Source organism: Streptococcus fryi, from assembly GCF_053206505.1.
Genome location: NZ_JBRUGW010000003.1, coordinates 55,656 through 79,217, shown reverse-complemented (window position 1 = coordinate 79,217; position 23,562 = coordinate 55,656). Strand labels below are relative to the sequence as shown.

General features: G+C 36.8%; 26 protein-coding genes. 4 read left to right on the top strand and 22 right to left on the bottom strand.

Annotated elements, in window-relative coordinates; genetic code table 11:
- Nucleotides 1–56: 56 nt before the first annotated feature.
- The 11 genes from ACVRZH_RS01855 to ACVRZH_RS01805 all read right to left on the bottom strand — a co-directional run bounded on the left by ACVRZH_RS01855 (nt 57) and on the right by ACVRZH_RS01805 (nt 7,595).
- Entirely contained in the window at nt 57–818 is a 762-nt protein-coding gene (locus ACVRZH_RS01855) for an inositol monophosphatase family protein (protein WP_447453662.1), read from the bottom strand.
- Entirely contained in the window at nt 802–1,086 is a 285-nt protein-coding gene (locus ACVRZH_RS01850; protein ID WP_447453624.1) for a UPF0223 family protein, read from the bottom strand. The genes ACVRZH_RS01855 and ACVRZH_RS01850 overlap by 17 nt, the downstream gene beginning before the upstream one ends.
- Entirely contained in the window at nt 1,079–1,492 is a 414-nt protein-coding gene (locus ACVRZH_RS01845; RefSeq protein WP_447453623.1) for a Spx/MgsR family RNA polymerase-binding regulatory protein, read from the bottom strand. The genes ACVRZH_RS01850 and ACVRZH_RS01845 overlap by 8 nt, the downstream gene beginning before the upstream one ends.
- Before the next feature lie 51 nt (nt 1,493–1,543).
- Entirely contained in the window at nt 1,544–2,473 is a 930-nt protein-coding gene (locus ACVRZH_RS01840) for a bifunctional riboflavin kinase/FAD synthetase (RefSeq protein WP_447453622.1), read from the bottom strand.
- 2 nt (nt 2,474–2,475) lie between these two features.
- Nucleotides 2,476–3,360 carry a tRNA pseudouridine(55) synthase TruB gene (gene truB, locus ACVRZH_RS01835; RefSeq protein WP_447453621.1) on the bottom strand — a complete coding sequence of 295 codons (885 nt, stop codon included), beginning with the start codon at nt 3,358–3,360 and terminating at the stop codon, nt 2,476–2,478.
- 49 nt (nt 3,361–3,409) lie between these two features.
- Complete coding sequence (gene gloA2, locus ACVRZH_RS01830; RefSeq protein WP_447453620.1) at nt 3,410–3,811, bottom strand: SMU1112c/YaeR family gloxylase I-like metalloprotein; 402 nt, start codon at nt 3,809–3,811, stop codon at nt 3,410–3,412.
- Between the two features lie 83 nt (nt 3,812–3,894).
- Nucleotides 3,895–4,488, bottom strand: a complete 594-nt coding sequence (gene yihA / locus ACVRZH_RS01825) for a ribosome biogenesis GTP-binding protein YihA/YsxC (RefSeq protein ID WP_447453619.1) — start codon at nt 4,486–4,488, stop codon at nt 3,895–3,897.
- A gap of 8 nt (nt 4,489–4,496) precedes the next feature.
- Nucleotides 4,497–5,726: an ATP-dependent Clp protease ATP-binding subunit ClpX gene (gene clpX / locus ACVRZH_RS01820; RefSeq protein ID WP_447453618.1), complete on the bottom strand. Its 1,230-nt coding sequence runs from the start codon at nt 5,724–5,726 to the stop codon at nt 4,497–4,499.
- Between the two features lie 18 nt (nt 5,727–5,744).
- On the bottom strand, nt 5,745–5,915 hold the full coding sequence (locus ACVRZH_RS01815) for a hypothetical protein (RefSeq protein WP_447453617.1): 171 nt from the start codon (nt 5,913–5,915) through the stop codon (nt 5,745–5,747).
- Between the two features lies 1 nt (nt 5,916).
- Nucleotides 5,917–6,435: a dihydrofolate reductase gene (locus tag ACVRZH_RS01810; RefSeq protein ID WP_447453616.1), complete on the bottom strand. Its 519-nt coding sequence runs from the start codon at nt 6,433–6,435 to the stop codon at nt 5,917–5,919.
- 320 nt (nt 6,436–6,755) lie between these two features.
- Entirely contained in the window at nt 6,756–7,595 is an 840-nt protein-coding gene (locus ACVRZH_RS01805) for a thymidylate synthase (RefSeq protein WP_447453615.1), read from the bottom strand.
- A gap of 325 nt (nt 7,596–7,920) precedes the next feature.
- Here ACVRZH_RS01805 and ACVRZH_RS01800 point away from each other — a divergent pair, with 325 nt between their 5' ends.
- Nucleotides 7,921–9,093: a hydroxymethylglutaryl-CoA synthase gene (locus ACVRZH_RS01800; protein ID WP_447453614.1), complete on the top strand. Its 1,173-nt coding sequence runs from the start codon at nt 7,921–7,923 to the stop codon at nt 9,091–9,093.
- Between the two features lies 1 nt (nt 9,094).
- A complete protein-coding gene (locus tag ACVRZH_RS01795; RefSeq protein WP_447453613.1) occupies nt 9,095–10,369 on the top strand; it encodes a hydroxymethylglutaryl-CoA reductase, degradative in 1,275 nt (424 codons plus the stop codon).
- A 93-nt stretch (nt 10,370–10,462) separates the two neighbouring features.
- Here the strand turns inward: ACVRZH_RS01795 and ACVRZH_RS01790 are convergent, their stop codons facing one another.
- Both ACVRZH_RS01790 and ACVRZH_RS01785 read right to left on the bottom strand, forming a co-directional pair.
- Complete coding sequence (locus ACVRZH_RS01790; RefSeq protein WP_447453612.1) at nt 10,463–11,386, bottom strand: hypothetical protein; 924 nt, start codon at nt 11,384–11,386, stop codon at nt 10,463–10,465.
- Nucleotides 11,383–12,192 (bottom strand): hypothetical protein, encoded by an 810-nt coding sequence (locus ACVRZH_RS01785; RefSeq protein WP_447453611.1) that lies wholly within the window; start codon nt 12,190–12,192, stop codon nt 11,383–11,385. The genes ACVRZH_RS01790 and ACVRZH_RS01785 overlap by 4 nt, the downstream gene beginning before the upstream one ends.
- Nucleotides 12,193–12,374: 182 nt before the next feature.
- On the opposite strand from ACVRZH_RS01785, the gene ACVRZH_RS01780 reads away from it, so the two are divergent.
- Nucleotides 12,375–13,280, top strand: a complete 906-nt coding sequence (locus ACVRZH_RS01780; RefSeq protein ID WP_447453610.1) for a helix-turn-helix domain-containing protein — start codon at nt 12,375–12,377, stop codon at nt 13,278–13,280.
- 54 nt (nt 13,281–13,334) lie between these two features.
- On the opposite strand, the gene fni is transcribed toward ACVRZH_RS01780, so the two are convergent.
- From fni to mvk, 4 genes are read right to left on the bottom strand one after another with little or no spacing between them, the layout of a single operon-like run.
- Nucleotides 13,335–14,333, bottom strand: coding sequence for a type 2 isopentenyl-diphosphate Delta-isomerase (fni, locus tag ACVRZH_RS01775; RefSeq protein ID WP_447453661.1), 999 nt, complete (start codon nt 14,331–14,333; stop codon nt 13,335–13,337).
- The gene (locus ACVRZH_RS01770) at nt 14,320–15,324 is read right to left on the bottom strand and encodes a phosphomevalonate kinase (RefSeq protein WP_447453609.1); all 1,005 of its coding nucleotides are present in this window, start codon (nt 15,322–15,324) and stop codon (nt 14,320–14,322) included. The genes fni and ACVRZH_RS01770 overlap by 14 nt, the downstream gene beginning before the upstream one ends.
- Nucleotides 15,317–16,258 (bottom strand): diphosphomevalonate decarboxylase, encoded by a 942-nt coding sequence (mvaD, locus tag ACVRZH_RS01765; protein ID WP_447453608.1) that lies wholly within the window; start codon nt 16,256–16,258, stop codon nt 15,317–15,319. Before mvaD ends, ACVRZH_RS01770 begins: the two co-directional genes overlap by 8 nt.
- Nucleotides 16,240–17,115, bottom strand: a complete 876-nt coding sequence (gene mvk, locus ACVRZH_RS01760) for a mevalonate kinase (RefSeq protein ID WP_447453607.1) — start codon at nt 17,113–17,115, stop codon at nt 16,240–16,242. Before mvk ends, mvaD begins: the two co-directional genes overlap by 19 nt.
- Nucleotides 17,116–17,265: 150 nt before the next feature.
- Between mvk and ACVRZH_RS01755 the strand changes: the two genes are divergently transcribed.
- Complete coding sequence (locus ACVRZH_RS01755) at nt 17,266–17,682, top strand: NusG domain II-containing protein (protein WP_447453606.1); 417 nt, start codon at nt 17,266–17,268, stop codon at nt 17,680–17,682.
- Between the two features lie 108 nt (nt 17,683–17,790).
- Here ACVRZH_RS01755 and ACVRZH_RS01750 read toward each other — a convergent pair whose 3' ends face one another.
- From ACVRZH_RS01750 to ACVRZH_RS01730, 5 genes are all read right to left on the bottom strand, one after another.
- The gene (locus ACVRZH_RS01750) at nt 17,791–18,750 is read right to left on the bottom strand and encodes a 1,4-dihydroxy-2-naphthoate polyprenyltransferase (protein ID WP_447453605.1); all 960 of its coding nucleotides are present in this window, start codon (nt 18,748–18,750) and stop codon (nt 17,791–17,793) included.
- Complete coding sequence (locus ACVRZH_RS01745) at nt 18,740–19,780, bottom strand: FAD:protein FMN transferase (protein WP_447453604.1); 1,041 nt, start codon at nt 19,778–19,780, stop codon at nt 18,740–18,742. The genes ACVRZH_RS01750 and ACVRZH_RS01745 overlap by 11 nt, the downstream gene beginning before the upstream one ends.
- A 96-nt stretch (nt 19,781–19,876) precedes the next feature.
- Complete coding sequence (locus ACVRZH_RS01740) at nt 19,877–20,395, bottom strand: FMN-binding protein (RefSeq protein ID WP_447453603.1); 519 nt, start codon at nt 20,393–20,395, stop codon at nt 19,877–19,879.
- A gap of 127 nt (nt 20,396–20,522) precedes the next feature.
- The gene (locus ACVRZH_RS01735; RefSeq protein ID WP_447453602.1) at nt 20,523–21,524 is read right to left on the bottom strand and encodes a polyprenyl synthetase family protein; all 1,002 of its coding nucleotides are present in this window, start codon (nt 21,522–21,524) and stop codon (nt 20,523–20,525) included.
- 84 nt (nt 21,525–21,608) lie between these two features.
- Nucleotides 21,609–23,456, bottom strand: coding sequence for an FAD-dependent oxidoreductase (locus ACVRZH_RS01730; protein WP_447453601.1), 1,848 nt, complete (start codon nt 23,454–23,456; stop codon nt 21,609–21,611).
- Between the last annotated feature and the right edge of the window lie 106 nt (nt 23,457–23,562).

The window sequence follows — 23,562 nt, the reverse complement described above, 5'->3', positions numbered from 1 at the left end:
ATACTATATCCTCATCATGCCAACAAAAAGAAAGCTCTCACAATAGACGCGAGAACTTAGGTTGTTAAATTTTGTTTGATTATATCATAAGCAAGACGTGGTACGAACATCACTTTCTGCCTAGTTTGAAAATCAGGTTTATCTCCTTCTAAAGTCAAAATATCATAACCAAGACTCTGGCCAATGACACTTGCCGCTGCGTAATCCCAAGGATAGATATAAGAAAAATAAGCCATCGCCTTACCACTTAACACTCTAGCCATACTAATCCCAGCACTACCATAAGTACGACAACCTAAACTTTTATCAATTAAAACGGCTAATCCATGGTCGTTATTGGCGTACATGGCGGCATTACTAATCATCATTTGACACTCAATAGGCTTAGGCTGATACGCTATTAACTCTTTGTCGTTAGCCATCGGCGTAAAATGAGGCCCCCCACTGTAAAGAATATCTGCCATAACATCATAAATACAAGCAAATTGACCTATACCATCTTCAAAGTAGGACATCATAATCACAAAATCATCTCTTTGTGCAATAAAATTGGCAGTTCCATCAATGGGATCAATAACCCAAACATGCCCATCTGCAATAGGATGAACGACGTTATCTTCTTCAGCCAGGATATGATCCTTAGGATAAAGTGTCTTAATCACACCAATTAAAAGCTCCTGAACTTGATGATCAAGTTCAGTCACTAAATCTGTATGTGAGGTTTTTTGAAACACATCAATTCCCTTAGACATATTCTCTCTAATATAAGCACCGGCTTCTTTTATCAATGTTTGTGCAAATTTAAATTTTGTTTCCAAGAGTAACATACCCTTTCTCTGATACCTTTGCTGCTTGTATAGCTCGGTAAGTTGAATAACCGCTTGCTTCTTCAAACGCTTTATCAATTTGCTTTTCCTGTGCTTTTCCAGGCACAACTTGCTTAAACCCCTTATAAGCTGTTAAAAGGGTATCAACAGCTACTTTTTCTTCATAAGCTTTTTCCACTTGGCTTAAAAAATAGAGTACTGATGAAATTTCCTCAGTACTCCACGATGGATCCAAGGGATAGGCATAATTTTTAATCATTTCTTCCCTCTATTTCTGCTCTAATTGTTGCTTGACGCAATTCATGTTTTCGGTAGTCTCTTGATAAGAAGGCTCTAATCTCATCTTCGTTGAATCCAATCTGCATCCTTTTTTTATCCATAATGATTGGTCTTCTTAATAGACTTGGATTTTCAGCAATAAGGGTCATCAACTCAGAGATAGAAAGTTCATCAACATCAACTGCCATTTTTTGAAAGACTTTTGAACGTGTCGAAATAATATCTTCTGTACCATTCTCAGTAAACGACAAAATCATCATCAATTCTTCTTTATTCAGAGGACTTGTGATAATGTTATGCTCTTGAAATTCAACATCATGTTTAAGCAACCAAGCGCGTGCCTTACGACAGCTGGTGCAACTGGGAGATAAAAATAAGGTAATCATATTTCGCCTTCTTCTATACACTTACTTACTCTTATTATATCTAATTTTGCATCAAAATTCTATACTTTTTCGCCAATTTATTGCAATTTCTTTATCTTTTTGCAATCGATTACCTAATTCTTCCATTGAGGCAAATTTAACCATTGGTCTTATATAGTCACGCCAGAAAATTTCAATTGTTTCACCATAAATATCACCATTGAAATTAAAGATATGAGCTTCTATTCTCAATTCTTCTCCGCCAAAGGTTATGTTTTCCCCGACGCTAGTCATTGCACGGTATGTTTTTCCACCAACAAGTACATCCGTGACATAAACGCCATAAGCAGGAATAAAAGTACGATCAATCAAAGCTAAATTTGCAGTTGGAAAGCCCATCGTTCGACCTCTAGCATCACCATGTACCACAATGCCACGGCTCGAGTAGTGATAGCCAAGTAGTTCACCTGCTTCCTTGACCTTCCCTTCACTAATCAACTGGCGAATGCGTGTAGAGCTGATTTTCTCACCACGACTGGTAATTTCTGAAATGGTAATGACTTCAGCATTGACAAGAGATGATAGGTCATTACTGTCAGAACGCTGACAACTAAAATGGTAGTCAAAACCAACAATGATGGTATGTGGTTGAAAACGTTCAATATATTCAGAAACAAAACCGTTGGCAGTTTGTTTAGCGAATTGGGCTGTAAAATCTGTCAAGTAGAGATGATCGACACCGTAATCTTCAAATAATTGATAACGCTTTTCTGGATAAGTCAAATGGCATAACAAATCCGGATGAAACCGTTCAAAAGCTAGTTGGGGAGACTCGTAAAAGGTTAAGACAGAGATTTCTAAATCATGTTGCGCTGAGACTTCCTTAGCTTTATCAAACAAAGCCTTATGTCCCTTATGAAGTGCATCAAAATAGCCTAACACCAAAACAGATGGCTTAGTGACATAAATATCCGATGCTTGCTTTATATGTTTAATTTCCATGCTTACCTCAATACTTTTCGTGGTTTGTAGAAGTCTCCACGTTTTTCAATCACCGCTATGACTTTATCGTTCAAAAAAGCAGCTAATAATGGTTCTTCTCGATTTAACGTGATAAAGCGACCGTAAAGTAACTCCTCAGCTTCTTTCGTATTAACAGAAATTTTGGGCAAATCCATAAGACCGTATTCAATCGGCAATAAAAACGACCAGTCCTCACTATCTCGTTTGACTGTTATGTTATCTAAAGTCAAGGCGTTCTTTAATTCTAGACCTGCTGATGACGTACGTTCGAGAAAGGACATGTGACTCGGAAAGCCTAATGATTCTCCCAAATCTACAGCTAATGTTCTAACATAAGTTCCTTTACTGCAAGATACCCTAAAATCAAATATTAAACAGTCATTCTCATACTTTAGAGGACTGATTCGTTCAAAGGAATGAATAGTTACAGTTCTTTCCGGTCTTTCGACTGTCTCACCAGCTCTAGCATATTCATATAACTTTCTACCATTTACTTTAACTGCAGAATACATGGGCGGAATTTGCTTTATTTCCCCCTCAAAAGACGTCATAGCAAGATCAATATCAGTTGTTGTAAAATAATCTTTTGGAACAACTTTCTCACTAATACGGTCACCACTTGCATCCTCTGTTGTTGTCGAATAGCCTAGAGTAATTTGACCTTCATAGACTTTACCAGAATCCGTCATATACTCAATCACACGAGTAGCCTTACCCACAGCAATTGGCAAAACACCGACAACATCTGGATCAAGTGTGCCCCCATGCCCAATTTTCTTTTCATTTAACAGTTTACGAAGTTTAAAAACAGCATCATGAGAGGTCATGCCTGCCTCTTTTTTCAAATTGATAATTCCTGAAATCATAAGACTAATTATAACATATTTTTAGAGAGAATACTTTCTTTAAAAATCTCTATTCATGTAATTCCAATGGTAGCCCATCTGGATCAAAAAAGAAGGTCATTTTTTTATTTGTATAGTCATCAAGACGAATCGGTTCTACAAAAATATCAAGCATGGTCAACTCTTGAACAGCTCTCTCAATATCATCTACTCGAAAAGCAAGATGTCTCAAACCAGCTGCTTCAGGACGATTGACCCTCTCAGGTGGACTGACATAGTGTGGATCAGAAGTCTTCTGACCAAAAATTTCTAGTTCAATATCTCCACATTTCAAATCTAACTTATAATCATGACGATGAGGACGATGATTTTCTCTAATAATGCTAAAACCAAGTTTATTCACATAAAAGTCTCTCGACTTGTCATAGTCAGAGACGATAATAGCGATATGATGAACGGCATCTAAATTCATATTGATAACCTCTACTTCTTCTTATTTTTGGGAATACCAAAAAGAGACTAGGTCAAATACTGCCTGTCTCTATCGGATATGACTTATACCATTTCTAAAATAGCATCCCAAGAGTCATCTAAGCCTTCTCGTGAGACTGCAGAAAAGATAATAAAGCGGTCGGATTTGTCAAATTGTAATTTCTTTTTTATAGCTGATTCATGTTTATTCCATTTACCACGTGGTATTTTGTCAGCTTTTGTCGCTACAACAATAACTGGTATCTCGTAATATTTCAAAAATTCATACATCTGAACGTCATCTGCAGAAGGATCATGACGAAAATCAACAAGACTGACCACCGCACGTAGATTATCACGACTTGTCAAGTACTCTTCAATCATTTTACCCCATTTTAGCCGTTCTGCTTTAGACACTTTGGCATAACCATATCCTGGAACATCAACGAAACGTAATTTATCATCTATGTTATAAAAGTTTAGCAATTGAGTTTTTCCTGGTTTACTAGATGTTCTTGCCAAATTTTTACGACCTAATAGTGTATTTATAAAACTTGATTTACCAACATTTGATCGACCTGCAAGGGCAATTTCAGGTAAGTCATCTTGGGGATAATGTGACTTATTAGCTGCACTTAGCAATAGGTCAGCGTTGTGAGTATTTAATAGTTCAGACATTCTTACTCCTAAGCTGTTTCTAAAATAGGACTATCCGTACCATCAACGGCAGCCTTTGTAATACGAACTAAGCTAACATCGTCCTGACTTGGTACTTCAAACATCACATCAAGCATCGTTTCTTCAATAATCGAACGTAAGCCTCTAGCACCCGTTTTCCGTTCAATAGCTTTAGTCGCTATGGTTTGTAAAGCGTCTTCGTCAAACTCTAACTCCACACCATCATACGATAATAAGGCTTGGTATTGTTTAACCAGCGCATTTCTAGGTTCGGTTAAAATCTTCACCAAATCATCAACTGTTAATTGTTCCAATGCTGCTGTTACAGGCAAGCGACCAATAAATTCTGGAATAAGACCAAACTTTTGAATATCCTCGGCTATGATTTCTTGCATGTAAGAAGCATTTTCATCAATTTTACGACTATTTTGCCCAAATCCAATGACTTTTTCACCTAAACGCTGTTTGACAATATCTTCAATGCCGTCAAAAGCTCCCCCAACGATAAAGAGAATATTTTTAGTGTTAATCTCAATCATCTCCTGTTGTGGGTGCTTGCGCCCTCCTTGAGGTGGCACACTAGCAACGGTACCTTCAATAATTTTTAACAAGGCTTGTTGAACACCTTCTCCAGAGACATCACGTGTAATCGAAACATTCTCACTTTTTTTAGCAATCTTATCAATTTCATCAACATAGATGATTCCACGTTCTGCTCGCTCGATATTATAATCGGCTGCTTGAATGAGTTTTAGTAAGATATTTTCTACATCCTCACCAACATAACCAGCTTCCGTTAGCGCAGTGGCATCAGCAATAGCAAAAGGAACATTTAAACTTTTAGCCAATGTTTGTGCCAAAAAAGTTTTTCCTGAACCTGTTGGACCAATCATGAGAATGTTAGATTTTTGTAGATCAACTTCTTCTTCGTCACGGCTTTCAGCAAAACTAATACGTTTATAATGGTTATAGACCGCTACTGCTAAAGCACGTTTTGCCCTATCCTGACCGATAACATAGTGATTTAAGATTTCTAATAACTCTTTTGGCTTAGGAACTTCTGTCAAATCTGCCAAAACTTCTTCGGCCATTTCCTCACGGATAATCTCCTGAGATAAGGCAACACACTCATTACAAATAAAGACGCCATTGCCCGCAATAATTTTCTTAACCTGTTCTTGGTTCTTGCCACAGAATGAACAATGAACCATGATATCATTTTTTCGATTTCCTGCCATTTTTCCTATCTATCTTTCTTAAAATAATTTACCATAAAAAGCGTGGATGGTGTTCACAAGGTTTGTAAATCCATTCAGTAAAAGGAATATCCCTAATCCATAACGCTTTTTCTTAAAGGCAGTCAGAGCACTTAAGACACAAAGTACCCCTAACAATGCCGTAAAAAGACCAAAAAGACTTCGTTGCATACTAATTTCCCTCTTTGCTTCTTTTTCTTGTAAAATGAGTCACTGTAAAATCATAGTCGTTTTTCTCATCTTTGGAAAAGAATGTTTCCTTAACCAATTCGTAATCAGACCAATCAAAATCAGGGAAGTAGGTATCACCCTCAAAACGACCGTGAACCTTAGTTTGGATGATATCATCAAAATAGGGCTCTAATGACGTGTAAACTCGAGCACCACCAACAACAAATAAGCTCTTCTCCTGTTGCTCATACCAGCTCAACACGTCTTTAATATTAGAAAAAACTGTAACATTCAATTCAGATCTCAACTTAGCATCAGAACTCAAAATCAACGTTTCTCGATTAGGTAGTGTCCTTCTATTCATCCCATCAAATGTGACACGTCCCATCAACAGAGCATGGCCACTGGTTGTTTCTTTGAAATGGTTTAATTCTTTAGGTAGATGCCAAGGCAATCTGCCGTCCTTGCCAATCAAACCTTCTTCATCCTCAGCCCATATAGCAATGATTTTCTTTGTCATTTTATTGACCTCATTGTGTTTTTACTATGAGTTAAGCGAATGCCTTTTTATGTAACAGATAACTATGATTATCTCACCTAGATACACGATGACGTCTTTCTCAGTGACATAGTGTTCATCGCTAATCCTAAATAGCTTCAACTCTGACTCTCATGTCACCTATTTTACCAAATTCTTCTCAAAAATGCTCATAAAAAAATTGACTGATCCAAATGGTAGCCAATCTCATACGTCATACTGTCAAAAAAAGCCTGAGCAAGCTCCCCAAAGTCTGACTAAACATCCGACCTTTAGGAGTTACTCAGGGGTTTTATTCTTGTTTAAATAGCTAAATCAAACGTTAATTGTGGCTTGACTGGATTATAATCGACTAATTCAAAATCCTCAGGACGAATGTCAAAGAAATTCGTCTTATCAGGAACATTAAGTAGCAGACGAGGTTGGCTTTCTGATGGTTCACGTCGAAGTAATTCTTCTGCTTGTTCAAACTGATTATCATATATATGTAAATTATTGATGAAGTAGAAGAATTTCCCTAGCTTCCAACCAAAATGTTTAGCAATCATCATTTGAAGAGCAACATACTGCATCGCATTAATATGATGCGCTACCAACATATCATTTGACCGCTGAGTTAGCGTCGCGTCTAGATAAATCTCGCCATCGACCCTTCTAACGTCAAACATGGTTTGGAAGGCACATGGTAATAAGCCTCCACTCTTCTCAAAAGCTTCATAATCCCAAAGAGAAATGACATTACGACGATTCCAAGGATTATCGTCAAGTTGTTTGAGGATTTTGGTAATAATATCATGTTTATTGACCACAGCACCATAACGCTGACCAATCGTACCACTTCTATCAACTTCCCAATCATTCCAATAATTAACACCATACTTATCTTGCAAAACTGACAAGTCACTGGTTTGGTCTTGATAGATCCAAAAAATCTCTTTGATAGCTGACTTAATTGGAATAGGACGAAGAGTTGTGATGGGGAATTCTCCTTTAGCTAAATCATATTCAGCAAAAGCACCTGTGATGTATTTTGAATTAGCTGTTTGACCATTTTTATATTTAGGACGAGCTTGTTCTGACCAAACTCCCTCTTCCATAATTTTACGAATATTCTCTTTAAATATATGATCTGCTTTTGTCATTATAAGTCTTCCTAATCTTATTCATCTATTGGGAAAAACTTATTGTTGAATCGTCAGCAATAAGTTTCCCTTTTAGTTATAATTATAGTTTTACTAGATTTTATCATAGTTAGCCTTGCCTTGCAATCTTTCTTGTTGTTCATCATTGTCTACTTCATTTTTCACATGACTCATCATAAGAGTAACGAATAGGTCCTAAGACTGATTTTTAGGAGATGTAAGCTTCTTTATCGTTTATTAGACAAATTATGATAAAATAGAAGGTATGTATTTAGCACATCAGATTTTACGTGATGGAGCTCGTGATAATGAATAGGAGAATATTATGACAAGTATTGGTATTGATAAGATTGGATTTGCAACCAGTCAATACGTTTTAAATATGTCAGAATTTGCAACAGCTAGGGGAGTTGACCTAGCTAAATTTACCTCTGGTTTAATGATAGATGCGTTTAGTGTCTTGCCTGCGAATGAAGATATTGTCACACTTGGTGCTTCAGCTGCCGAGAGCATCCTGACAGATGATGACAAATCAAAGATAGACATGGTCATTGTCGCTACAGAGTCAAGTATTGATCAAAGTAAAGCGGCATCAGTCTATATCCATGGTATGTTGGGTATACAGCCATTCGCAAGAACATTTGAAGTCAAAGAAGCTTGTTATAGTGCTACTGCAGCTCTTGATTATGCTAAATTACATGTCGCTCAATCACCTGATAGCCGTGTATTAGTCGTTGCTAGTGATATCGCCAAATATGGTATCAAAACAGGCGGTGAATCAACTCAAGGTTCTGGTAGCGTCGCTATGCTTGTGACAGCAAACCCTCGTATTTTAGAATTCGGTGACCAGAAGCTTGCTCAAACCCGTGATGTCATGGATTTTTGGCGACCAAATTACTCAGAAACTCCTTATGTTGATGGAGCCTTCTCAACAGAGCAGTACTTAGATACACTTGATACCACTTGGGCTGAATACCAAAAACGCTATCAAACAACTCTTTCTGATTTTGCAGCTTTCTGCTTCCACATTCCCTTCCCTAAGCAAGCCTTGAAAGGGTTAAACAATATGCTTGATGAAGTTGAATCACAAGATAAAAAAGATAGTCTTCTCAAAGAGTTTCACCACTCTGTAGCTTATAGTCGTAAAATTGGCAATATCTATACAGGTTCCCTCTATCTTGGCCTCCTATCACTATTAGAAAACAGCGATAGTTTAAAAGCTGGTGACAACATTGGCTTTTTCAGCTATGGTAGTGGCGCAGTTTGTGAAATTTTCCAAGGGAAGCTTGTGGAAGGTTATAAAGAACAACTTGAACAGAATCGCACGGAGAAGCTTGATAACAGAACAGCCTTAACTATCACTGAATACGAAGATATGTTCTTTGAAACAATCACTGTTGATGAGAATGGTAATGCCGAGACACCAGATTATAAAACAGGGAATTTTGCCCTTGTCTCTGTTGACCAACATCAAAGACAATATAAAAAGGTACACTAAGATGACAACAATAAATTGGTCTGGTTTTTCCAAAAAATCATTAAAAGAAAAGCTCACCTTTTTAGCTAAACATGATCTATTGACAACTGAGCTAATGAATGATTTGACAAACAACCGCCTCTTACCTGTTGACACTGCAAATCAAATCGTTGAAAATGTGTTGGGAACATTTAGCCTACCTTTTGCAATAGCACCTAACTTTTTAGTTGACGGTAAAACCTATCAACTTCCAATGGTGACTGAAGAGCCTTCTGTAGTTGCAGCGGCTAGCTTTGCTGCCAAACTCATTGCATCATCTGGTGGCTTTAAGACTGAAATCCATAACCGACAAATGATTGGACAGATTGCACTCTATGATTTGACTGATTATGATAATGCAGAGCGTATTATTTTAGAAAATCACGATAAGCTCATTACATTAGCTAATAATGCACATCCTTCTATTGTCAAAAGGGGTGGAGGTGTCACAAAATTATGGGTCGAAAAAGCTAGTGATGTCGATAACACCTTTCTTGTGGTTTATTTTTCAGTTGATACTAAAGAAGCTATGGGAGCCAACATTGTTAATACAATGGCAGAAGCCCTACGTCAACCTCTAAGAGAGCTAACGGGGGGTAAAATCCTTATGGCTATTCTATCTAATTACGCAACCAATAGCTTAGTCACAGCAACTTGTCGTATTCCAAGTCATCTGTTAAGCGATAACCTAGCAGATGCTGATGCATGGGCTGATAAAATAGAAAAGGCTAGTCAATTTGCTCAAATCGATCCTTATAGAGCTGCAACTCATAACAAAGGGATTTTCAATGGTATTGACGCCTTGGTCATTGCTACTGGGAATGACTGGAGAGCTATGGAAGCTGGTGCTCACGCTTACGCTTCTAAGGATGGTCAATATAAAGGTTTAACACGATGGACGTTTGATACTACAAGTAAAGAATTAGTCGGTACATTAACTCTCCCTATGCCCATAGGAACAAAAGGAGGCTCAATCGGACTGAATCCGACAGTCCAAATTGCTATGGCACTATTGGGCAACCCTACTGCAGCCGAATTATCGCGATTGATTGCATCTCTCGGACTAGCACAAAACTTGGCTGCTCTAAAAGCACTGACGGGCAAAGGTATTCAGGCTGGTCATATGAAACTGCACGCCAAGTCATTACTTCTACTCGCTGATGCTAAGGAGTCAGATATTGAACATTTGATTCCCATACTACTCAATGAAAAACATCTTAATTTAGAAACAGCTCAAAAAGTTGTAAACGAGTTTTAAAAAATATCAAATATAAAAAACCTAGAGCTTGAAGCTATTCAAAATCTAGGTTTTTTCGTTTTTAATAATCTTAACACAATTTATAAGAAGTAATTATTTTGTGTCTGAAGTAATTATTTGAAAATCAGTTACCACTTTAGCAAAATTAAAATCAAGTTCTTCTTGATATTTCTCAATTCCTTCAGTTTTAATTGCTTCTATTTTTTCTTCTGTTAGTGACCCCTCATCAGGACCTGTTAAAATACTCGCATATAGTTGACTAGGGGTACTGACCTCAGCCTGCTGCCTTATTGGTCCTCCATTATTGGATTTGTATGAATGCGATACGAAGAAGAGAGGTTCAACCTCCATAGGGTAATCCTTTGTTAAACTCAATTCCTCTATTTTAAAATCCCACACTTCATCGAACAATCCAGATATAAATTTAAACTGTTTCGCCTCAAACTCTGACAATGTTTTAATGTTATCGTCTTCATCGTCTATGAAGGGATAATCAACAACTATTTTACTAATTACTAAAATATTATCTCCGGCATCCTTAACTTCAATATCTTTGTTCCCTTTAGCTTTGGTAAAGTAATCGAAGTTATATTTTTTTGATTTTTTCATTGTAGTTACAACTTTTAAGACATCACCATGTTTAACATCATACAGTTGTTTTTCGTTTTCGAATTTAGCAGATATAATATTTGCATTTAATTCTTGCATATACTGTCCGCTGCTATAGCGATTATAAAAAGTTTGACTTTCCTCATCCGAAATTCCTTCGGGTTCTATTATATTAAACAAAACCTTGAGTTCAGGTTTTTCACCCTCACCCGACACACTCCAAGTAAAAGTAGAAGTATTGAGACCCTCTAGTAAATGATATTTAGTATTTTCTGAAATAATAAATTCTACCTCAGCTTCATGTTTTGTTAAACCTAAGTTTTGATTAAGATTTAAGTCAGTGTTACTGCATCCAGAAATAAACAAAATACATAGGCACGTAACTATTGAAAACAACACTTTTTTCATAAAACACCTCCATTTTTATTATACCACAAAATAAGATAATCTGCTAGTTCTGGATTTGATTCACTTACAAGATCTCTTAAATTTTGGGTAATAGTTTTGGCAGCTTCTCTTCCTATAAAATCGCTTGAAGAAGTTACAATTGAATGTATCATTTCTTCGCTATCAAATTCTGCCTTTATTTTTTTTAAGTTTTCTTCACCTTCAATTTTTTTATAACTAATTGTAAGATTATCTAAAACTGAACCACTGATATCATTAATTAATTTTTTTTTGGACTCTTCAATATTCTCTGTTGCTTTTTCAATAGCTTTTTTAAGATAACCTTTTGTCTTACTATTTAGGTAATCAGTAAAACTTTCTAATTCACTGTTTTTGAAATTTTCTTTATCAAATTTAATTTTTTCATCAAATTTAATTTTTTCATCAAATTTAATTTTTTCAGAATCTAATTCAATTGAATCCGTTAAATTATGTAAAGTATTTTTCACTAAATCCTTGCCTTCATCGCTAAGTTTGTAAGGCATCTTATCAACCAAAGTTTTCGTTAAATGATCACTCGTATATTCATCGATTGACTTGGGTTGATCTTCAATAATAAGATCATCAAGTATTTCTTTTGATATTTCTGATATTTCTGATATTTCTGATATTTCCTCTATCCTATCGAGATCAGATGGTTCTTCAACATCTGACGCTGCAACACTAGGCGTTAAACCAAAAGAAAACAATCCCGTAGCAATAACTGCCGATACTAGAGCTTTTTTACTCTTTCTAAAACCGTAAACATCTTTTTTCAAGTATGTCATTTAATATACCTCCTTATACAAATTATTATAACAAGTTATTCTGTTTTTCTTAAAAAAAGTAACAATTATTGTATTTTCTTCTTTACTTCATCTAAAAAATGAAACTTTAGTTGATTAATATACAAAACGACCTAAAATAAGTTATAATAGGATTAAAAATAGAATAAGAAAGGAATGCGTATATGTTTATCACATCATATGGTGCAGCATTTAAAAAGTTACGAGAAGAACGCGGTCTTACTATTAAAGCAACAGCTCAAGATATCGTATCCCCTCAATTTTTAAGTAAATTTGAAAAAGAAGACTCAAGCATCAGTTTAGAGAACTTTAATAAGCTTCTCATAAGAATTGGAGTTACATGGGAAGATTTCTTTGAAACTTATCAAGGTGAATCCATTGAGTTTCTTATACAGCATTTGCATAGATGTTTGACGAACTATACTAATGAAGAAGATATTCTCAGACATGCGCTAGAAGATATCCCTTATGATTTTAGTTTAAATCCTCCTCTAAAAACAATTGTAGCTGATATGATTAAACTTCATATTGGCTATGGTTTTGATACAACTTGGGATATGACTGAGGAAATCAAGCGCGTCAGTGAATTTTTGAATAAAGTTGATCATTGGGGCAAACTGGAATGGATGGTCTATAGCTTAACGCTTGCACATTTCCCTGACAAAATGGTTATTTATCGTACAAAAGAAATCATGGTATCTTTAACAGAAGATCACCATCTAGGTAAAGAAAGCAAGGAAGTTCAGATACAGATGCTATTAGATACTTTGCGATACTTTTCGCGTTCAGGAAATTATGAAAAAGCTGAATGGATTATCGACTATTTAGATAGTGAGTTAGCCAAGCCACAATATCAAACATATGTCATGCTTCATATTTTATTAAAACTACAGTCAACCCATCATTATTTCCGAAAAGGGGATATGCGAGCACACGAATTAGGAAGACAAGTTATGGATATACTAACTATTTTAGAAAAACAATTTAATATGCCTGCTCTTGGACATGGTCGTGATATGTTTTTCTGGGATGTTCAAAAAAATAATAACACTGGTAAAGATTTCATATAAAAAACGGGGTCCATCACTCTGACAAGGAGTCGATGATATCCCGTTTTTTTCTCTCTACAACTGCTCTTTGGCTTCTTTCAGACGTCCATATAAAAGATAATTCGTCTTTCTTAATTCCTCAATAGTACGACAAGATAAGGCACACATGATCAATCTTAGGTCATCTTGCCAACCTTTGACGATTTCAATAACCTCTGTAACCGAATAGTTCTCCACAAGTTCTAGTATCAGACGTGATAAACCAACAGCTCTAGCTCCGAGGACTAGAGCTTTTATCATATCTAACGGGTTTCTAATGCCACCACTTGCTAATACATCCATTCTGTCCATCATCGGCTTTGCTCTTAGCAAGGCTAAGGCAGTTGTTTGTCCCCAATCATCCAAATAAGGACGGTTTCCACCTCTTTGATTTTCAATAAAAGCAAAACTCGTACCACCTCGACCTGATAAGTCTACAATCCTAATCCCCAAATCATAGGCTTCTTGCATGGTCTCAAGATCCATACCAAAACCAACTTCTTTTAATATAATCGGAATAGGAATATGTGCAATAAATGCTTTTAGATGGCTCACCCAATGCTTAAAGGTTCTTTCTCCTTCAGGCATCAGTAATTCTTGCATGGCATTGACATGAATTTGTAAAAACAATGGGTTTAAGTCTTCAATCGCTTTTAAACCGTCATCAACCGTTTTATCAATCCCTATATTAGTAGCTAATAGCAAATTAGGTTTATCTGCTGAAACATGAAAAGAGCGATCTTCAGGATTTTTCAGAGCCGCGCTATATGAGCCAGTAACAAAAAGAATTCCTGTTGCCTCTGCAACCTGAGCCAACTTTTCATTAATCTCATGTGCTCTTTGACTACCACCTGTCATCGCATTAATGTAAAAAGGATAAGCATAATCACGTCCTGCAAAGCGGGTAGATAAGTCTATCTCGTCTAAATCATATTTAGGAAGCGAATGGTGAATGAGCTCTATGTCATCAAAACTATTATAAGGTGACTGATAAGCTAAAGCATACTCAATATGCTGATCCTTACGATTCATAATTCCCCCAATTCTCCTGATAAAGTAATTTAATACCTTCTTCTTTCCACAAAGCACTAATGTTATCTACCGCTTTTTGATCAAATGCCAAAGCAATTCCACAATCGCCACCACCGGCACCACTAGATTTAGCAACAGCGCCATGTTCACTGCTAATCTCAATCAGTCTTTCTAAACGACTTGTCTTTATAGAGGTATGCAAATCAAATAATAGATTGGACAACTGACCAAAAATCCTCTTAACAGCTAGCATATCGCCTTTTTCAAGTGACTGTTTCAAGTCTAGACTGAGCTGATGGGATGAGTGTAAAAATGGATTGGTAATAGCAGACTTAACATCATTGATCAAATCTTTTGAGATGGCTGGTTCCTGAGTCCAACCAACCATAAAAATACTAGGTAAGGCAACTTTTACCACTGAAATAGTATATCCCCAGTCTGATAAAAGAACTTCTTTCAAGCCTTTCTCATCCAATCGCCTTTTTATCTTTAAACGGTCAAACGATGTATAGGCGACAAAGTCATCATAGGCAATACAAGCTAAATCCCCCATAGAACCATTATCTCCCCTACTCAACAAGACAAGGCAAGCCAATTTGAATAAAGTATCCTTAGACAAGGAAATATTTTCAAAACGCGCAAGGGCTTTTAGGGTTAATATGACCACACTGCCACTAGAGCCTATGCCATATTTTTTCCCATGTTCTTCTAGCTTTCCCGTTATATCTAAACGAAACGGAGATAACGGTCTCTCTAAATAAGTCTCAAAGTAGGTTATCGTATCTTGAATCAATGAATAGTTATTATCCAATTCTCTTCCTACTGAATAATTAAACAAATCAGATTGTATCTGAAAGGTTTGATTTTGACTAATCTTAGCTGTCATGTATATGGGAATATTTTTAACCAAAGCCAACTGTCCTGGTTCTAAAATGGCATATTCACCAGAAATATAAAGTTTACCAGGTGTTTTGACTGAATAACATTTAGTCATGGTTGGGATCCTTTGTCTTAGAGACAATCACACGGTAGTCTTTCTCAAATATAGCTGCGAGATGAGATAAATCTTCTTCCAAACACAGAACTTTGACATTTGGACCAGCATCCATTGTGAAGTAACAACGCTCTCCTTGTGAGCGTAATTCTCTAACTCTATCCATAGCTTGATGGGAAGCCTCTGTCAAATAAGAAAAAGGGGGATTAGCAGCTAATGGTGTCTGATGCATGAAAATAGCATTACTCTCAGTTAGCTCACCTACTTTTTCAAAATCATTTTGGGCTAAATAAGTCAACATCGCCTCATAATCTTTTTCAGATTGTGCTATCCACTCAGCAAAATTGCTTGATGTTTCAACACAACGTTTCATCCCTTCTCGACTTGAAATGGGTTTCTTAGCATCATTCAACACAAGCATAATCATCGCCAATTTTAAATCTGTCTTAACAGGGAAAATATCTCCTGTGTCCTTATCCCAAGCTGTCAATGGACCAAAGAAACTGCGTGCTGATGAGCCCGAAGCAACTTTGGCTAATTGCGCCAACTCTTTTGGGCTATAATGGGTTTCAAATAGTTGATCACAAGCCTTCACCAATGCTGACAAACCGCTGGAGCTTGATGATAGACCCGCAGCCGTAGGCATATTATTGGTTGTGTCTATCTTGATAAAGTCTGTTTTATCCTGACGAAACAAATCAATAATCGCTGACATTTTGGTATGCTCATCGGGATGTTGTCTAACACCATCAATATAAAACTCATCTCCATTAGCTTTTTCCAAGCGCGTCAAACGTGTTTCTGTGTACATATTATCTAATGTCAGGGAAATACTACTTGTGGCTGGAACCATTTTTTTAGCATCTTTTTTGCCCCAATATTTAATAATCGCAATATTAGCATAAGATTTGACACTTACAGTCGTTCGATCCATGTGTTAATAGCACCTTTCTCTTCCAGTTTTTCAGCAATCATTTGTGCTTGAATTTCAGTAGTTGTTAAGGCAATTAAACAGCCTCCTAAGCCCCCACCAGTCATTTTACTTCCCAATGCCCCCACTGATAAGGCGTGAACGACTAACTCATCAGCCTCTACAGATGAGACTCCTAGCTGCTTCAATTCCTTATGAGCTTGTGTCATAAGGCCACCAAGGTCAGATAGGTTATTTGTCAAGAGTACTTCTTCTGCTTGTTGACTCAAATCCCCTAAGCTCTTTAAATGAGGAATAGCTAAATCACCAAGTGCCTTAACCTTTTCGACTGCCTCCTTAGTATGACCATGTACACCTGTATCCGCTATAATAAGATAAGCATCTAAATCAAAAAGGAGGGGTTTAAAGCCTTCGCCTTTAACAAAATGAATGGCAACATCACTCAAACACGTCTTAACATCCAATCCGCTTGGATTACAATGGGCAACTTCCTCTGCCTGATTAGCAAGTTTTTCTAACAGTGATAAACTTAATGCCTGTCCAAAATAATCAAAGGTTGCTCTAATTGCAGCAATTGCTACTGCAGCAGAAGAGCCCATGCCACGTCTCTCCGGCACACCTGATGCTATTCGATAGCTAATGTAAGCTTCCTCTCCTAAATAATCTAATGAAGCAAAAATTGCCACGGAAACAGGATCCTGTGGATCTCGGTTTAACACACTTTTACTTTCTTCTATGAAACAAAAGACTTCTATTGATTTTAATGGTAAAGCAATTGCAGAATAGCCGTAAACTACAGAATGCTCACCCATTAAGATTATTTTACTATGAGATTGACCAATCCCAGTTTTCTTTTTCATACCTACTCTTCACTTTTCATTTGATCCTTTACTATTTTAGTATAATTACGTCAAAAATGCGAATTTTTACCTTGATTCACTGCGATTTATCATTTACAAAAGACCTTTTTTTATTTACAATGAAAGGACAATCGTTAGAAAGTCGACATTATGAAATCTATTTTAACTCATTTCAAACCTTATGATTATATCCTCATTGCCATTGCTGTTGGCTTATCCTTTTTACCCCTCATCATCACTAGCAGACTATATTCTAATCATTCTAATAGCGAGTTGGTCGCTATCGTCAAAATCAGTGGTAAAGTTGTGGATGAACTCAGTTTGAACTCTCCAAAAGAGGTGATAAAAACCTATCACCCTAATGACGAGCAATACAATACCATTGAAATTAAAAATGGTCAAATACGGGTCAAGGAAGATAATAGCCCTGACCAAATCGCTGTTAGAACTGGATGGATTAGCCATGAAGGTCAGATCCTGGTTTGTTTACCACATCAGTTTTTAATCGAAATCACACGTAAAGGCCAAACCGATGAGGCAGTTGATGACCTTATCCTACCTCTGTAGGTTCCCTTTAATTATCTCTAGCACTTATGACAACAGAAAAAATGAACAAAAGACTTACAATTCCTAGGTCCTTTGTTCATTTTCATTTATTCTAAAAACAAATACTCACTAGCTAAAAATAACGAGTAGACATAATATGACTAAGTACATCATAGAAAACATGATAAAGGCTCTGATAGAGCTTACAAAGGTTTCAGATTTAACTTGCTTTTCTTGAAAGAGTTGCAACTGACGATAAGTTAAAGGAAATAATAAAAATCCTGATAAAGCTAATCTTGGTAGTAGTCCAAATAACACTGCTAAAAGCCATATAAACCAAGGTAACAATGCCAGTATCTTATAAAGAAAGAGTGCCCTTTTTTGACCAATATAAAAAACCAGTGTATGACGATGATTACGAATGTCTTGCTCAAAATCAGACAGATTATTAGCTAGCATAATATTAGCGATTAAACATACCAAAGGAATTGACATGAAAGCTATTGTGACTACTTCTCTCCATGCTAAATGTAAACTTACGACTGTTATCCCCCACTCTAGAGACATCAATGCAGTCGGATTTTGGATATAAATAGCTAAAAAGAAAATCCCAAACCCCATCGTTAAACCAGAAAATACTTCACCCAAAGGTAAACGTGACAAGGGCATTGGTCCAAATGTGTAAGTAATGCCAATAAAAAAACACAGCATACCCATAGGGAGTAAGAGTAAATCAGTTCTCCAAACCAAAATAAGAGATAAACAGATTGCTAAGCCTAACAATGCTAGAACAATCATTATCATTTGCTTCATCTCTAAACGAAATTTGCCAATAACATTTTCAGTATGCTTATACTCATCATCCAAAGCTTTATGGTAATCAACCGTATTATTTATGGCAGTTGTACACATGTCAAATGTCAAAGTGGCTGATGCAAAGAGCAGTGTATTGACTAGCGAAAATGACTGATAAGCATAAATAGACCATAGCACTCCTATCATAAGGGGAAATAGGCTAGCCACTTTGGTACGAAGTTCGACAAACTCTAAAAAAGAAGTTAGCGTTAAAGGATTTGATTTAGTTTGCAAGATGATACTCCTCATTAGTTAGTTTAAAATCTTTCTGTAATCCATCACTCAAATAGACATTGCGATCTTTAGTGATAAAAACAGCCTCAACATCAGGACGCTGATTGACTAAGTCTAAACCTTTTTCTAAGCCTAATAAAAAAACTGTTGTTGATAAGGCATCAGCTTCTATGGATTGGTTGGTAAGGATTGTGACACCAGAAATAGTATTGTCAACAGGATAACCCGTTTGAGGATTTAGAATATGGTGATAGATTTGCCCATCCTGCTCAAGATAACGTTCATATATGCCTGAAGTTACTACCGATTGATTAGAAACTGGAACTTGACCTACTGTCTGACCTCTGATTTCATCTGGGTCCTGTACACCTACATGCCAGCCATCATCATGACTCGGTGAACTTCCCATTGCAATAACATTGCCACCCAAATTGATGATTGCCGTTGTAATGCCAGCTTGTTCAAAACGAGTTCTAAGTTCATCAGCAATAAAACCCTTGGAAATAGCCCCTAGCTCTAAAGCCATTCCCTTAGCAATTTTGACCGTCTTAGAGTCTTTATTAAGCTCAATTTTTTTATAATCTATATGGGACAGAGCAGCTTCAATTTCTTCTTGAGAAGGTTTTCGCGCAGCTTCATCTCCAATTTTCCATAAGGTTGATACTGCACCGATAGAAATATCAAATTGACCATCCGTGATTGCTGACATCTCAACAGCTTTTTCAATGATGGTAAAGGTCCTGTCATCAACCTTAACCTCTGTTCCTGCTCCTTGATTAATGTTGTAAACATCTGAGCCTTCTAGTTGTGTAGACAATAAAGCTTCCATCTCCTTGATATAAGCTATAGCCTCATCCATAACTTTTTCTTGATTCTCATGATAGATACTGATTTGAACGACTGTATGTAATAGAGATTCTGATCGTCTTAATGGCGATTTAACTATAGGTAAACTGTCAGGAGTAGTCTGGGACTGACATCCTACTAAAAACAACAGAGAAAACATCAGAAGGTATTTTAAACATTTCATATTTCAGCTTCCTTTTCATCTAAAAAGGGGAATGGGATAAACAAGTGTTAAAATCCTTGCTCCCAAACCCCATAAGCTATGCTAAGTTAGTAATGATTATTTACCAAACTCAAATGTCACTTTTTCAGTATTTCCTTCTTCAGCTGCTTTCAACAAAGCTTCTGTTGCCATTTTGAAGTTTTCAGAAGTGTGCGTTGCACCAGTAACAACTTCAACATCAGATGCATTTTGCGCTTCGATAAGATCAGCATTCAACTTATCAGTAGCCTCTTTAGAAGATACTCCTGATTTTGCTTTCATGTTTGTGTTGTACTCTTCGTTATCAGCTTTTAACATACCTTTTTCATCTTCATAACCAAAAGCTGACTCAGTGATTTTACCATCTTTAACTGTAATAGAGTGAATAACTTTGAAACCGTGCTCATCAAATGCAGATTCACCAGTGTAAGTACCATCTTTTAATGCTGCCATTTCTGTTTTTTCAGCTGTTTCAGTCATTTCTGTCTTAGCTTCTGTTTCTGTTTTTTCAGCTTCTTTTTGACCACCACAAGCTACAAGAGCAAGTACTGATGAGAAAAGTAAAGTTCCGGTAATAAGTTTCTTTTTCAATGACATTATTGAAAACTCCTTTAATTTTTTTGCGCAAGCGCTATTCATATATCATTATTATACATGAAAATCTAAAAATTGTCACTACCTTTAAGTATTTTTTCTTTTCCTAAGATAAATACTCATATCAGGACTAAAACTGTCGAGACATAACTTCATCTAGCCAATGATTAAAGACTTCTTGCTGTTTTTTTTCAATAGGTAAGCGTGACAAATACTGTTTCGTACGTGTCATAAAGCGGCTAATCAGTTGTTCGGTATTCTTAAAAGCACCTAATTGTTCTAAGTCATGATAGAGTCGTCGTAATGACACTTCTTCCCAAGATTTTTCTTTGTGCTCTTCTAAAAGATGTTGAATGTGTTCAGAACGAGACAGCCCAATGATAATAGGATAAGTGTATATCCCATTTTGAACATCCTGTAACACTGGTTTACCTAATTGATGACTCTTTAAATTAAAATCAAGAAGATCATCTGTCAATTGAAAAGCCATCCCAATAGATTCTCCAATTTTGAAAGCTGTTTTAAAGTCGTAATCACTGACCCCTTCATGATAAGCACCAGCTTGAGTAGCAAGACCAAATAACAAGGCTGTTTTGCCACGAATTTGCTTTAGGTAGGTTCTAGGAGTGACAGATAGCTGATATTGATTCATCAACTGTCTCAATTCACCAACTAGTATACCTTCAATCACTCTGGGTTGAAAGGATAACCTATCCTTATCTTCCTTAATATCTAACAGTTCTGCTCCCTTAGCAAATAGACGTCCAGCATACGCCAACAAATAATCACCCGTATAAACAGCAATACGATTACTATGCGTTACCTGAAGGCTATCAAGACCTCGACGTGTCGCTGCATTATCAATAACATCGTCATGAATGAGTGTTGCTAAATGCAAAACTTCAATGGCTGCCGCAATGTAATATTTACCTTGTAAGAGATGACCGTCACTCATACTGGCAAAAAGTAAGCATAAACCTGCTCTCAAATATTTACCAGGAGCCTCAATATAAGCAGTTACTCTATCGGTTATTTCAGGATGAAGCTGAGATAGATTACCTTTAATAATGGCTTTGACTTCTTCTAATCCTGTTTGAATATCTGAATAGGTTGACCAAATAGGATGAACCACACACTTCTCCCTTCTTCTTCGTCAAATGACAGAAAAGCAGCCTAGCTATTTGATAACTTAGCTGCTTAGTCACATTAAATCTTATTATTTCCTATAAATATGCTTGGGCTTTCCATAAACCATACGATCAATTTTTTGACCAAGCCAAGGCATTACCCAGTAATCAAGTCCAAAGGCTCTACCTGCTCCATTCATCAGTGCAATCGCAACAGGAACAAACCACATATTAACCCAATAGAACATCCCTGAAAGGCTAAACATAGCAACTAATGCAACTGTCGTTGCACTAACCAACCAGACAAATAAACCACCGATTAAGGCTAAACCAATACCAATTTCAACAAAAGTCATCACCTTTTGCATTAAGAGAGCAATCTCTTGGTTTGGCATCATAAATTCCATAATCGTAGCAAACCAATCTGGCATACTGTCAAGAACAGTCATCGGCTGTTCACCGTAAGTATAGTTAAGACTGAATACTTGATGTACAACTTCTTCTGCCCCTGACTCAGATGCTCCTGATACTGGATCAGCTAACCAAGGGAATGGGAAGACAACCTCATTACCCAACCAAGATGTTGTTCCAAACAAGCCAAATGCCTTTTTAAGACCTTCATATAGCCACATGCTACCATAAAAGACCCTAAGTGGTACCATCCACAAGAGATTACCCTTGCTCGAGGTATGTCCACCAAAGATATTGCGTTTGTTTTGAATATCAAAGAACTCATGACGAACATAAGAGCCCATATAGAAGAAACTACGGATGGTGAAGAAATACAGTAGGTTCACCAAATGCTTAACAACCATCGCAAAGAAGCCTGATAGATGGTATTTATCCATAAGGTAAGCGACACCATAGCGAGAACCTATTGATACCATAAAGCCGTCGTATTTGCCCTTATAGGCATGTTTTTCGCCACCTTTAATAGCTGCAATGATATTGCTGGCCGCTGTATGACCTGTCTGTTCAGCTGCCTGTACAATTTGTGGTGTTGGTTGACCTTCTGTCTCTTCAAAGTAAACCAAATCTCCTGCCACATAGACATTTTCTTTGCCTTTGGCTTCCATGTAAGCATTAGCCACTAAACGACCAGAACGTCCTTTTTCAATCCCAAACTCACTAGCATCAGTATTAGCTTGTACACCTGCTGTCCAAATAGATGTGTAAGTTGGAATTTGACGCCCTGAAACAAGTGTCAAACGATCTTCCTCAACACTTGCAACACCATCTGAAAGCACTAATTCAACACCTTTTTTCTCAAGGTACTGACGAGCCTTGGTTTGCTCTTTTTCAGTTACCATCGCTAAAATAGTCGGTGTCGCTTCGACAACTTTTAGTGAAAATTCAGCGGTGTCTAATTTGAACTCACGCGCCAAAATCGGTACCCAGTCAATCAATTCACCGACCATTTCAATGCCTGTAAACCCTGCACCAATAACAGTGAATGTCAATAAAGCACGACGCTTAGCTTCGTCATGCTCACGCATGGCACGGTAACAAGCATCAATGATATGGTCGTGCAAACGTTCAGCAGCCTCGATCGACCATAATGTGAAGCCATGTTCTTTTACACCTTGGACACCAAAGTCATTAGCTTCACCACCCATAGCCAAAAGCAAATAATCAAAATTGAGTGTCTGATGCTCAGCAATAACTTGCTTCTTGTCATAATCAATCTCAACAACCTTATCAGTAACCAATTGAACCTTTGGGTACTTTTTAAAGATACGTTGCAAATCATATTTAATCGCATTTGCTTCAACACGGCCAGCAGCCACCTCATGTAATTCTGTCATATAGGTATGGAAAGAGTTTTTATCAATCAATGTCACGGTGACATCTTGATCTTTTTTAAACGTCTTTCCTAATTGTCTAGCAGCTGCAATACCAGCATAACCAGCACCTACAATTACAATGTTTTTTACCATAAAATCTCCTTAGTTAGTTTAAACATTTAAACCATATTATCATGACATACAGTTTAAATAACTTATATTAGTATAACGCTTTTTATCAATAAAAACAAGATAGCGA